Source organism: Amycolatopsis sp. NPDC004625, assembly GCF_040609695.1.
Classification (GTDB): domain Bacteria; phylum Actinomycetota; class Actinomycetes; order Mycobacteriales; family Pseudonocardiaceae; genus Amycolatopsis.
On sequence record NZ_JBEXKX010000028.1, the window covers coordinates 1 to 12,038 of the forward strand.

A 12,038-nucleotide genomic window follows, 5' to 3' on the forward strand; every position below is an offset into this window, starting at 1 on the left:
GTGGTAAGGCGAGTTAGAACCCGCCTTACCACTCACGACGGCCCGCACCGAGCGTCAGGGGCGGGTGAGGCGGTCCAGGAGCGACTCCAGGTGCCGGTGCTGGAGATCGATCGTGGAGAACTCGCCCGCCACCAGGCTCATCACGGTGGCGCCGGCGTTGAGCAGGACGATCTCGTCGATGATCTGCTCGTCGGGGGTCACGGTGACGATGTCGCCGTCTTCGCGGCCCTCGGCGAGGAAGCGGTGCAGCAGCCCGCGCCAGTCGCGGACGTGCTCGAGGTACTTGTCGTGCCTCCGCCGGTCGCCGAGCGACAGCTGCCAGAAGGTCAGCAGCACGCGCCCGGCGGTGATCCGCTCGTCGTCGATCGGCATGGCCGACACGCAGAGCTCGCGCAGCGCGGTGAGTCCCCGCAGGCCCTCGAGTTCGACGTGCCGGCGCATCATGGCCAGCGCCCGCTCGTAGGTGGCCGCGAGACCGTCCCGGGGTCAGCGCCGGAACACGCGCCGCCCCGCGAACCACGTCTCCACGACCTGCGTCCCGGCCAGCTCCGCCGCCCCCGCCGTCCGGAACGGATCGCGGTCCAGGACCACGAAGTCCGCCGACCGCCCCGGCGTCAACGCGCCCGTCACGTCGTCCAGGCCGCACGCGCGCGCCCCGCCCAGGGTGAACACCTCGATCGCCTCCGCCAGGGTGATCGCCTGCTCCGGCCACAGCGCGCCCGGCCGCCGCCGGTGGGGGTCCTCGCGGGTGACCAGGCCCGCGATCCCTTCCCAGGCGTTCGGCGACTCGCTCACCGGCCAGTCCGAACCGCCCGCCACCAGCGCCCCCGTGTCGAGCAGGGTCCGGTTCGGCTGCATCCGCGCGGCCCGCGCGGCCGGCAGGACCTCCGCGATCGCCGACGGAATCACCCCCGGGACCCACAGGAACGGCGAGATGTCCGCGGCCACGCCCAGCGCGGCGAACCGCGGCAGGTCGTCCGGGTGCACGAACTGGCCGTGCGCCACCTGGAACCGCGTGCCGGCGAACCCCGCCGCGCGCACCTGCTCGACCGCGTCCAGGAACTGCCGCACCGACGCGTCGCCCGTGCAGTGGACCTTGGCCGAGAGGCCCGCGGCGGCCGCGGTCAGCAGCCATTCGGTCAGTTCGGCCGGGGGCATCGTCGTGGCGCCGTGGAAGCAGCTGCCGTGGGTCTCGTCGGGCAGGTACGGCTCCAGGAACGCCGCCGTCCGGGTCGGCGGCACGCCGTCGAGGAAGATCTTCACGAAGTCCGGGCGGTGGTGCTCGGTGCGGTACTCCTCGGCGACCGCCAGCAGCGGCGCCCCGACCGGGTCGAAGCCGAAGATCGGGTCGTTGACCAGCAGCGACGACACCACCCAGGCGTCGAGTTCGCCGGCCAGGTCCAGCGAGCGCAGCGCGCCCAGGATGCCGGTCGAGACCCCGGCGTCCTGGAACGCGGTGACGCCGAAGCCGTGCAGCACCTCGATCGCCCGCCGGGACGCGCGGCGGTGCTGCTCCGGGGTCAGCCCGGCGATCACGCGCTCGACCAGGACTCCGGCAGCCTCCAGCAGCAGCCCGCTCGGCTCGCCGCCGTCGCGGACGACGACCCCGCCGGGCGGGTCCGGCGTCGCCGCGGTGATCCCGGCCAGGTCCAGGGCCCGGCTGCTCACCCAGCGGTTGTGCCGGCTGTCGTCCGACAGCGACACCGGCCGCCCGCCCGCGGCCTCGTCCAGCGCCCGCCGGGCGGCCGGGCGCGACAGCTCCGAGACCAGGGTGGACGCCCAGGCGCCGCCGGTGAGCCACTCGTCCGGGCCCAGCGACGCGGCCCGCGCGCGGACGGCGGCCAGGATGTCCTCGACATCGGCGTCCGCGCCGAAGGTGAGTTCGAACAGCTCCGCCCGCCCGGCCATCGCGTGGTGGTTGTGCACGTCGACCAGCCCCGGCATGACGAACGCGCCGCCGAGGTCGAGCACCTCGGTCTCCGGACCGGCGACGTCGTCGACGACCTTTCCGCCGGCGACGGCCAGCGAGGTCGCCCAGGGCCGGGCGGTGTCCATCGTGTACACCACGGCGTTCGTCAGCACCAGGTCGGCGGCCATGGTCAGCTCTCCGCCGGGTCGAACTCGGCGGGGTGGACGGTGGTGCTCAGCAGCTGCCCGTGCGCGCCGAAGGTGAAGTGCGTCGGCCGCTCGCCGGTGGCGTCGAGTCCGAAGAGGACACCGTGGGAGCGCAGGCGGCGGGCGTCGCGGTGGTCGGCGATCGTCACCGACGCGCACGGGATGACCTTCTCCCGCCAGGTGAAGACGTGGATGCCGGGCCGGATCCGGTAGACGGTGTTCTCGTCGGTGTCGGCGAGCCCGCGCTCGGGCCCGGCCAGGCACTGCCAGGTGTACCAGTGCGGGCTGAGGTAGACGTGCTCGTAGGCGTGCTCGCGGCTGTAGACCCACAGCACCCGGCGGCCGATCAGCGCGGTGCTCGGCGCCATCGGCTCGCCGCGGACGGCGAAGCCGTCGATCGTCGCGGGCCGGAACTCCTGGGTGACGCGCGGGGTGCCGTGCTCGCCGATCGTCGTGGTGACGACCAGCGCGCGCCCGTCCCGCAGGTCCAGGAAGAGCGACACCGCCTCGCGCGAGTCCGGCGACGGGTGGCGCTGGACGTAGTAGAGGTCGTCGTCGACGAGGAACGTCTCGCCGGCCGCGATGTCGGAGCCGGTGACCCGGTCCGGGCCGCCTTCGTCGTCGTGCAGCACGAAGGAGCGGCCCTGCAGGTCGTCGACGACCAGTGCCTTGTTGGCATCGAAGCCGGGGGCCAGGCCGTCGAGCGGCAGCCAGGTGGAGGTGTCCGAAAGGGTCATGGTGTCCTCAGTGTGCGCAGTGGTCGCCGGACGGGAGGTCGAGCGCGGGGTTGCGGTCGAGGAAGCCGGCCGGGCGGAACAGGAACCCGGAGCGGTCGACCGGCATCACCGGCCAGTCCTCGGGACGGGGGACGTGGGTCGGGCCGAACACGTGCCACAGCACGAGGTCGGTGTCGACGAGGTCGCGGTCGGCGGCCGTCCACGCGGGCAGGCCGGCGCCGCCGGGGTGGGCGTTGGGCCGGTCGCCGGCCGGGAACCGCTCGTCCTCGCGGTACGGCGTCGCCCACAGGTGCTGCGTCGCGAAGGTGGCGCGGGCGTGCACGGTCGCCTCCGGCTGCGCCATCAGCGTCGCCGAGGGCCGCGGTACCAGCTGGTAGGCGGTCGGCTTGCCGAGCCGGTTGACCCGCGACGCGCTGCGGACCTCCCAGACGCGGGCGCGGGCCGGGTCGGCCCGGCGCATCGCCGCGCGTTCGGTCCGCAGCGGCGTGGTCTTCCAGGTGAACGCGTTGCCGTACGGGTTGGCCGGGCCGGTCGGCACGCCTTCGACGTCGACCTCGTGCAGGCTGGTGCGGTCGCCGTCGACCTCGACGTCGAGCCGTGCGCAGAACAGGTGCTGGTGCACCGGCGCGAAGAGGCCGGGCGCCAGCTCGGTGGCGTGCGGCTGGTCCTGCCCCGGGGTCCCGGCGCCGCAGAAGACGATGCCGGTGGCCTTCGCCTCGAACTCGATCGAGCCGTCGAGGTGGAAGTACCAGTAGTGGCCGTAGTCGTAGTTGCCGATGGTGGAGATCGACGACACCACCAGCCGCCGCGACCGCCGGACCTCGGGCCGCCCCGCCAGGTCGGTGTGCTTCCAGAGGATCCCGTCGTCCTCCTCGTGCAGGCAGATCGCGCGCGGGATCTCCACCGGCTCGCCGTGGTCGTCGGCCACCCAGGCCGGGAAGTAGTGGATGACACCGACGCAGTCGCAGCCCAGCCGCAGGTCGTTGCCGTTCTTGCCGAACTGGTACTCGCCGGCGTCGAAGTAGCTGATCCAGAACCGGCCGGGCGCGACGTCCCCGTACGGGACCACCATCTCCGGGACGGAGGCCCGGTACAGGACCGGCCGGTCCCGGAAGCTCACCTGGTGCAGCGTCAGCCCCTCGCGGGCGTTGAAGCCGACGCGCAGCCGCCAGCCCTCCCACGTCACCTCGGAGCCGTCGACGGCGAAGCTCGGGCCGTCGGGCTGGGTGATCTCGACCGGCTTGAGCGTCGTCCGCGCCGGGACGCCCGTGTAGCGGCCGCTCTCGGCGGGCACCGGGACGTCCCCCTCGTCCTCGACGCGCAGCACGCGCCGCTCGGTGAGGTTCAGGTGCACGATCAGGCCCTCGACGGGGTGGGCCCACGGGCTGTCGTCGACGTCTTCGCGCAGGAAGGTCAGCGAACGCATGACGCGGCCGGACTCGTCCTCGCGCCCGAAGTAGCCGGGCGCCAGCGGCGCGCAGAAGGCGTGCTCGACCCGGTCGGCGAGGCCGCGCCGGGCCATCGCGGCCTGCCACTCCGCCGACGCCTTCGTCAGCTGCTCGGCCTGGGCGTACTCCTCGAACAGGTACGACGGCTGCCCGGCGGCCTCGGCCCAGTCGTCCCAGGACACCAGCTCGCCCCGGGTCACCGAGACGACGGCCTCGCCGGCGCGGCCGGTGGCGGTGTCGAGGAGCGTGTAGCGGATCCGGCGGTCACCTCCGCCCGCACGGACCTCCGCCTTGGCCGGTTCGACCGGCAGGACCTGCGGGACCCGGATCGCGCCGCCGGCCAGCCCGGCGGCGGCGAGGATGGCGCGGCCGGCGGACAGCTCGGCGGCGGTCAGCGGGTCGAGGGGGTGCGGCGTGCTCACCCTGACGAGTCTCGCCCTCCGTCGTCGCGCGCGGAACCGCCCGTGCGGCGCCGGACAACAACGCTGCGCTCGCGGCCAACCGCCCGGCGGCCGCCCGCGGTGAGGATGGGCGCATGCGAACCGAACTCGCCGGGAAGGCCGTGCTGGTGACCGGCGGCGCGTCCGGCATCGGCCTGGCCTGCGCCGAGGCGTTCCGCGCCGAGGGCGCGCGCGTCGGCGTCATCGACCGCCGAGCCGGCCCCGGCGTCGTCCGGGCGGACGTCACCGACGAGCCCGCCCTGGCTGCCGCGGTCCAGACCGTGGCCCGTGGCTTCGGCGGCCTCGACGCCGTCGTCGGCTGCGCCGGGATCTCCGGCCCGGTCGGCACCCCGTTGTCCGCGACCACGGCCGCCGACGTCGCCCGGGTCCTCGCGGTCAACGTCACCGGGCAGTTCCTGCTGGTCAAGCTGGCCATGCCGTGGCTGGCCGACGGCGGCGCGGTCGTCCTGCTCGGCAGCGACTCGGCGTTCACCGCGGCGCCGGGCATGGTGCCCTACTGCGCGTCCAAGGGCGCGGTGGTCGCGATGACCCGCGCGCTGGCCGTCGAGGTGCCGGGGATCCGGGTCAACTGCGTCTGCCCGTCGGTGGTGGACACGCCGATGGCGCGCGCGGACCTCGGCGCCGTCCTGGACGACCCGGCGTTCCCGGTGCAGGCGGCCGAGGACGTCGCCCGGCAGGTGCTGTTCCTCGCGTCCCCGGCTTCGCGGCCGGTCAACGGCCAGGCCCTGCTGGCCGACTTCGGGATGTCGGCGCGCTCCGCGTTCCCCGCTTAGGAAAGGATCCACAGTGTACTCGTCGGACTCATCAGGCAAGGTCGTCGCCATCACCGGCGGCGGCACCGGCATCGGCGCGGCGGTGGCCCGCCGGTACGCGGGCGAAGGCGCGCGCGTGGTCGTGCTGGGACGGCGTCGCGAACCCCTCGAGAAGGTGGCCGCGGAGACCGGCGCGCACGTCATCACCGGCGACGCGAGCGTGCGGGCGGACGCCGAGGCCGCGGTCGCCGAGATCGTCGGCGAGTACGGCCGGCTCGACGTCGTGGTGGCCAACGCCGGCGGCCACGGCCTGTCGTCGGTGGCCGACACCGGCGACGACGAGTGGGAGCTGGCCCTGCGCTCGAACCTCTCCAGCGCGTTCGTGTTCTGCCGGGCCGCGCTGCCGTCCCTGGTCGAGACGGGCGGGCAGGTGGTCGTGGTGTCGTCGCTGGCCGGGCTGTTCGCCGGGCCGAACGTCGCCGGCTACACCGTCGCCAAGCACGCGCTCATCGGCCTGACCCGCTCGATCGCCCGCGACTTCGGGCCGCGCGGGGTCCGGGCGAACGCGGTCTGCCCGGGCTGGGTCCGGACGCCGATGGCGGACGGCGAGATGGCGCAGTTCGCCGAGGCGGCGGGCTTCACCGGCGGCCACGACGAGGGCTACCGCCGCGTGACGGCCGAGGTCCCGCTGCGCCGTCCCGCCGAGCCCGGGGAGATCGCGGCGATCGTGCGGTTCCTGGGCTCGGCGGAGTCGTCGTACATCACCGGTGCGGTGATCGTCGCCGACGGCGGCGCCCACGCCGTGGACCTCCCGACGCTGGCCTTCGAGCGCGCCGGGATGTGACACCTGGGCTCGTGAGTGCGTAACAGTGTTCTAACACTGTTACGCACTCACGACCCGAGGTAGGCCGAGTGCAGGGTGGCGGGGGAGTCGAGGAGGGTCTGCGCGTCACCGGTGTAGGTGACACGGCCCGACGAGACCACCACCGCCTCCTGCGCGACGCCGAGGGCCAGGTGCGTGAACTGCTCGACCAGCAGGATCGCCGTCCCCTCGGCGGCGAACCGCGTCACCACCGGCAACAGCCGGGTGAACACCACCGGGGCCAGCCCCAGGGACATCTCGTCGATGAGCAGGTACGCCGGGCGCGCGGCGAACGCGCGCGCCAGCACCACCATCTGCTGCTCGCCGCCGGAGAGCAGGGCGGCGGGGGAGTCGCGCCGCTTCTCCAGCTCGGGGAACAGCGCGAGGACCTCGTCGACGACCGCCGGCGTGCGGGCGGTCAGGCGGAGGTTCTCCAGCACCGTCAGCCCGGGGAACACCGCGCGGCCCTGTTCGATGTGGGCCAGCCCGAGCCGGGCCCGCGCCACCCGCGAGTGCCGCGTGACGTTCACCCCGCCGAGGTGGACACTCCCGGCCGAGGGCGGCACCACGCCCGACACCGCCTCCAGGAGGCTCGTCTTCCCGGCGCCGTTGGGCCCGACCAGCGCGGTGGTCCGGCCCGGTTCGAGGACGAGGTCGACGTCGCGGATGACCGGGCCGGCCCCGCGCTTCACCGTCAGCCCGTGGACTCGCAACGCGTTCACAGCAGCTCCGTTTCACCCATGTACGCCTTCAGCACGGCCGGGTCGGCCAGGACGTCGGCCTGCGGCCCGCTCGCCAGCACCCGGCCGAAGTCGAGGACGGTGAGCGTGTCGCAGACCGACCGGACGAGGTCGAGGTCGTGCTCGATGAGCAGCACCGACACCCCGAACCGCGCCGGCACCTGCCGCAGCCGCCGCCCGAAGGCCACGTGTTCCTCGTGCGGCAGGCCGGCCGCCGGTTCGTCGAGCAGCAGCACCCGCGGCGCGGCGAGCAGGTGCCCGACGACCTCGACCAGCCGCCGCGCGCCCGCGTCCACCCGGGACAGCGGGGTACGCGGGCCCGGGCAGCCGAAGAACTCCAGCGCGTCGGCGATCTCGCCGCCGGTGAGCCGCCGCCGGGCGACGAACCGGACGTAGGCGCCGACGGTGAGCCCGGGCGGGACGCGGTCCTGCTGGAACGTCCGCCGCAGCCCGCCGCGGGCCCGGCGCGTCGGAGAGCCGGTGAGCGCCCGCCCGCCGAGGGTGGCGGTGCCGGTGGCCCGGGGGAGGAAGCCGCTGATCGCGTCGACCAAAGTGGACTTCCCGGCGCCGTTGGGCCCGATCACGCCGAGGATCCCGTGTTCCGGCACCGTGATGTCCACATCGGACAGTGCGGTGACGTGTCCGAAGGAGACACTCAGGCCGCGCACCTCGAGCACCGGGGCCCCGGGCGGCAGCGGTTCGACGTCGGCGACGGTTTCGGCCAGGCCGACCCCGGCGGTCTTGCCGGACCGGCGGCGGTACCACAGGGCCCGCACGGCCGTGCCGAGGTTGCCGCGGCCGGTGAGCGCCTGGACGCCGAGCACGCCGAAGACGACGAACCCCCAGTCCTGCGGCACGCCCCAGCGTTTGAGCAGCTCGGGCACGGCGACCCAGAGCAGCGCGCCGAACACGGCCATGTCGATCAGGTGGGCGCCGGACATGATGGCCAGCACGTACAGCGCGAGGGACTGGATGGCGGTGAAACTGGCCGGGAAGGCCAGCCCGACCTGCCCGGTGAGCAGGCCCCCGCTGATCCCGCCGAGCGCGGCGCTGACCGCGAAGGCGGTGAGCTTGGACGTCCGCACGCCCGCGCCGACCGCGGCTGTGCCGCGTTCGGAGAAGGCGACGAGGTGCCAGCTGCTGCCCCACCGGCCGCGGCGCAGGAAGTGCACGACCAGCCCGCAGGCGACGAGGACCAGGACGGCGAACAGGAAGTAGGAGCGGTCGTCGGAGAACGCTTCGGGCCGCTCGACGGAGAGCCCTTCGGTGGCGCCGGGGAACTGGATCTGCACGAGGGTGAGATCGGCGGCCGCGGCGAGCCCGAGGGTGACGACGGCGAGGGTGATGCCGCGCAGCCGCAGCGCGGGCAGCCCGACGAGCACCCCGGCCGCGGCGGCGGCGAGGCCACCGAGGAGCAGCCAGGTGCCGAACCCGCCGGGCACCCCGGCGACGTTGCACGCGGAGACGACGAACGCCCCGACGGCGGCGAAGGTCAGCTGGCAGAGCGAGATCATCCCGGCGGTCCCGGTGACGACGCCGAGCCCGAGCAGGGCGATGGCGGCGACGACGGCACTGACCCCGAGGTAGACGAAGTACCCGGCGAGCCCGACGCTCAGCGCGTAGCCGATCCCGACGGCGGCGGCCGCGACGACCAACGGGAGCCCGGCGCGGGCGACAGGGTGTTCAGCGAGCCGCATCCCACACCTCCTTGCGCTGCGTCCACAGCAGCAGCGCCACGATCACCAGGAACGGCAGGAAGTACCGCAGCACCGACAGCCGGTCGCTCTGCGCGACTGCGCCCTGGGCCATGCCGAGCACCAGCCCGCCCGCCACCGCCAGGTCCAGCCGCCGGAAACCGCCCAGCAGGGCCGCCGCCGCGGCCGGGACCACCAGCATCGCCAGCGACGTCGGGTCGTTCGACTGCGACGGCGCCACGATCGACACCGCCAGGGTCGCGATCACCCCGGTCGCCGTCCAGACGCCCACCGACAGCGGCCGCGCCGGGATGCCCAGCAGCTCCGCCGTCGTCGGGCGCTCCGACAGGGCCCGCAGGCGCACCCCCAGCGCCGTCCGGGCCAGTACCGCCCGGCAGCCCAGAGCCACCAGCACGGCCAGCGCCACCGTGAGCACCGTGACCTGGCTGACCACCACACCGCCGACGGTGAACGCCGGGCCGGCCAGGAGCGGGTGGAACGGCTGCGGCTTGTTCCCGAACAGGATGAACGCCAGCGAAATCAGCAGCAGGAGGACGGCGACCGTGGTCGCCGAGCGCGTGCCGGTGTCCGCCTCGGCCAGCCAGGTCGAGACGATCCAGCCGAGCACCGCGCTCAGCGCGCCGCCGAGCAGGATGCCCGCCAGGGTCGCCAGCCACGCCGGCACGCCGAGGTGGACGGCGAGGAAGACGGCGACGTAGCAGCCGAACATCCCGGTCGCGGACTGGGCGAAGTTGACCACCCGCACCAGCCGCGACATCAGGGTCAGGCACACCGCGAGCACCGCGTAGAGCCCGCCGGCGGCGAGACCGGCCAGAGCGCCCTGCAGCATCGACGTCCTCCTACTGCTTCGGGATGCGGAGCCAGTCCTGCGCCACGAGTTCCCACTTGTTGGCGCCGGTGGCCAGCTTGATCGGCCAGCCCGCGGTGTTGTCGTGGTGCGCCTGCGCCGGCCCGAACACGTACGGCGTGCCGACCATCGGGTCGCTGATCGGCTTCATCTCGCGCAGCGCTTTCGACACCGTCTCGCGCGTGATGTCGCCCTTCATCCCGCGAAGGACGGCGAGGAAGTACTTCGCGGCCAGGTAGCCGCCCTGGCTGAACGACGTCAATGGGATCTTGTTCTTCGTCATCAGGGCGCGCCACTCCTGGTTGGCCGGGGCGGCGGCGTCGGTGAAGGGGGAGAACTCGGCCGGGACGTACACACCGGCGCCCGCGTTCGAGATCGCCTTGGCGTAGTTCTCGCTGTAGACGCTGGTCAGCAGCAGCCAGGTGACGTCGGTCCAGCCCTGCGCCTGGGCGGCCTTGAGCTGGCCGATCGAGTCCGGCTCCACCGGGTTGACGGTGATCGCCTTGCAGCCCGCCGCGCGCGCCTTGACGATGTAGGGCGTGTAGTCCGACCCACCATAAGGGACGGTCGAGTCGACGTACTTCAGCTTCTTGCCGGTGATCTTCGTCCACTCGCCGATGGCCGCCTGGTAGGCCGGGAGCGTGTTGCCGGCGATTTCCAGCAGGGCGCAGATGTTGTCCAGCTTCAGCACTTCCGAGCCGTACAGCAGGGTCAGCGTCATGTCGTGGAACGGCCCGACGTTGACCGGCGCGATGTTCGGGCTGGAGAAGCAGGCCGGGTCGACGCCGATGCCCGGCATCGACAGGATTTTCTGCTGCTCGTAGTACTTCTCGTTGATCTCGCACTCGATGAGGCTCGACGATCCGACGAGCGCGACGGCCTGGTCGCCGCCGACCACCTCGCGGGCGGCCGCCGCGGCCGCCGCCGGGTCGCCCTTGTCGTCGATCGCCTTGTACTGGATCTGGCGGCCGTTGACGCCGCCGGCCGCGTTGGCCGCGTCGAACACGGCCTTCGCCGCCTGGGACGCCTCCGGGAAGGTGGCCGCGCCGGACAGCGCGTTCACCGACCCGACCACGATCGGGCCGTTCGAGCCGGCGTCGGAACCGGCGCAGCCCGCGGCCGCCAGGAGGACGGCGGCCGCGAGCGCGGGCAGGACTTTTCTCATTGCTGCTCCCGGGAGGCGGCCACGACGGGCGCGGAGTCGACGATCTGCTCGAAGGACTTGACCTCGCCGCCCTCGAAGCGCCACAGGTGCGCGACACGGGCGGTGAACGACCGGCCGGTGCGGCGGTGCGTGCCGGTGTAGGTGCCGACGCCGATCACCGCGGTTCCGGCGTCGAACAGGTCGCCGAGGGTGAAGCGGTAGCCGTCCCAGTCCCGGCCGATGGCCTCGAACACGTGCTCGCGCACCTCGTCCGGGCCGGTGTACGTGCCGGCGTAGGGGAATCCGGCGGCCTCCGTCCACGTCGTCTTCGGGCCGAGCGGGGCGAGCATGCCGGGCAGGTCGCCCCGGTCGCTCGCGGCGTAGTGCGCGCGGATGACGTCCACATCGGACGCGCTGGGCACAGGGGACACGGGTGGCTCCTTCAGACGGGCTGGGTGTCGGGGTAGGCGACCGCGCCCAGCGGGTGGATGTGCCCGCCGGCGCGGGAGTGCTCGGACCGGCCGTCGCCGGTCAGGCCGAGGAACACCCCGGTGGTGCGCAGCGCGTGACCGAGGTCGTGCAGCCAGACGCTCGCCACGGCGATCCGGAACTCGCGGAAGCAGAACAGGTAGAGCCCGTCGGCGAACTTCCACACCGTCGAGAGGTCCATGTCACCGTGGCCGCGCTGCACGCCTTCCAGGCACTGCCAGGCGTAGCGCTGCGAGGAGACGTAGACGTGCTCGTACAGGTGGTCGGGGCTGTAGCGGTAGAGGTTGCGCTTGCCGATCAGGTCGCGCGACGGCCCGGGCACGGCCCCGGACGGCTCGCCGCCGTCGGTGACCCCCGCCCGGAAGTCCTGAGAGACGCGGGGAACGCCCTCGACGTCTTCAGCGCCGATCACCGAGCGGACGGCGAGCGCACGGTGGGTCGCCGTCGAATACACGACGGTCAGCGCCTCGCGGTCGACGCTGGTGAGCGGCAGGTTCACGAAGAAGACGTCGTCGCGCACGGCAACGGCGTCGTACGGGTCTTCGACGCCGTTGCACACGACGTGCCCGGCGTCCTTGAAGCTCAGCGCGAGGGTTTCGCCGTCGTCGAGGGTGATCGTGACGTCCCGGCCGGTGAGGTCGGCGGCCGGCAGCCGGTAGGTGGCGATGCCGGCGGCGAATTCGTCGTAGGTGCGCCAGTCGTCGGAGGGGGCTTCGGGCATGGCCTCA

12 protein-coding genes are annotated in these 12,038 nt (G+C 73.5%); 2 read left to right on the forward strand and 10 right to left on the reverse strand.

Features of this window, described 5'->3' with window-relative positions; translation table 11 throughout:
• Nucleotides 1–54: 54 nt before the first annotated feature.
• Genes ABZW17_RS28520 through ABZW17_RS28535 form a run of 4 tightly spaced genes read right to left on the reverse strand, consistent with a single transcriptional unit; the run spans nt 55 to nt 4,722 of the window.
• The gene (locus ABZW17_RS28520) at nt 55–444 is read right to left on the reverse strand and encodes a hypothetical protein (protein ID WP_354820744.1); all 390 of its coding nucleotides are present in this window, start codon (nt 442–444) and stop codon (nt 55–57) included.
• Between the two features lie 42 nt (nt 445–486).
• Nucleotides 487–2,097: an amidohydrolase gene (locus ABZW17_RS28525; protein ID WP_354820747.1), complete on the reverse strand. Its 1,611-nt coding sequence runs from the start codon at nt 2,095–2,097 to the stop codon at nt 487–489.
• Nucleotides 2,098–2,099: 2 nt separating this feature from the next.
• Nucleotides 2,100–2,852 (reverse strand): MoaF C-terminal domain-containing protein, encoded by a 753-nt coding sequence (locus tag ABZW17_RS28530; protein ID WP_354820750.1) that lies wholly within the window; start codon nt 2,850–2,852, stop codon nt 2,100–2,102.
• Nucleotides 2,853–2,859: 7 nt separating this feature from the next.
• The gene (locus ABZW17_RS28535; RefSeq protein WP_354820753.1) at nt 2,860–4,722 is read right to left on the reverse strand and encodes a primary-amine oxidase; all 1,863 of its coding nucleotides are present in this window, start codon (nt 4,720–4,722) and stop codon (nt 2,860–2,862) included.
• Between the two features lie 113 nt (nt 4,723–4,835).
• Here ABZW17_RS28535 and ABZW17_RS28540 point away from each other — a divergent pair, with 113 nt between their 5' ends.
• Complete coding sequence (locus ABZW17_RS28540; protein ID WP_354820756.1) at nt 4,836–5,534, forward strand: SDR family oxidoreductase; 699 nt, start codon at nt 4,836–4,838, stop codon at nt 5,532–5,534.
• 49 nt (nt 5,535–5,583) lie between these two features.
• Complete coding sequence (locus tag ABZW17_RS28545; RefSeq protein ID WP_354821033.1) at nt 5,584–6,357, forward strand: SDR family oxidoreductase; 774 nt, start codon at nt 5,584–5,586, stop codon at nt 6,355–6,357.
• Nucleotides 6,358–6,404: 47 nt separating this feature from the next.
• Here ABZW17_RS28545 and ABZW17_RS28550 read toward each other — a convergent pair whose 3' ends face one another.
• The 6 genes from ABZW17_RS28550 to ABZW17_RS28575 are packed head-to-tail and all read right to left on the reverse strand — an operon-like array spanning nt 6,405 to nt 12,031.
• Complete coding sequence (locus tag ABZW17_RS28550; RefSeq protein ID WP_354820759.1) at nt 6,405–7,097, reverse strand: ABC transporter ATP-binding protein; 693 nt, start codon at nt 7,095–7,097, stop codon at nt 6,405–6,407.
• Nucleotides 7,094–8,812, reverse strand: coding sequence for an ATP-binding cassette domain-containing protein (locus tag ABZW17_RS28555; protein ID WP_354820762.1), 1,719 nt, complete (start codon nt 8,810–8,812; stop codon nt 7,094–7,096). The genes ABZW17_RS28550 and ABZW17_RS28555 overlap by 4 nt, the downstream gene beginning before the upstream one ends.
• Nucleotides 8,799–9,659, reverse strand: a complete 861-nt coding sequence (locus tag ABZW17_RS28560; RefSeq protein ID WP_354820765.1) for a branched-chain amino acid ABC transporter permease — start codon at nt 9,657–9,659, stop codon at nt 8,799–8,801. The genes ABZW17_RS28555 and ABZW17_RS28560 overlap by 14 nt, the downstream gene beginning before the upstream one ends.
• A 10-nt stretch (nt 9,660–9,669) precedes the next feature.
• Complete coding sequence (locus tag ABZW17_RS28565; RefSeq protein ID WP_354820768.1) at nt 9,670–10,842, reverse strand: ABC transporter substrate-binding protein; 1,173 nt, start codon at nt 10,840–10,842, stop codon at nt 9,670–9,672.
• Entirely contained in the window at nt 10,839–11,252 is a 414-nt protein-coding gene (locus ABZW17_RS28570; RefSeq protein WP_354820771.1) for a nuclear transport factor 2 family protein, read from the reverse strand. Before ABZW17_RS28570 ends, ABZW17_RS28565 begins: the two co-directional genes overlap by 4 nt.
• An 11-nt stretch (nt 11,253–11,263) precedes the next feature.
• On the reverse strand, nt 11,264–12,031 hold the full coding sequence (locus tag ABZW17_RS28575) for a MoaF C-terminal domain-containing protein (protein WP_354820774.1): 768 nt from the start codon (nt 12,029–12,031) through the stop codon (nt 11,264–11,266).
• Between the last annotated feature and the right edge of the window lie 7 nt (nt 12,032–12,038).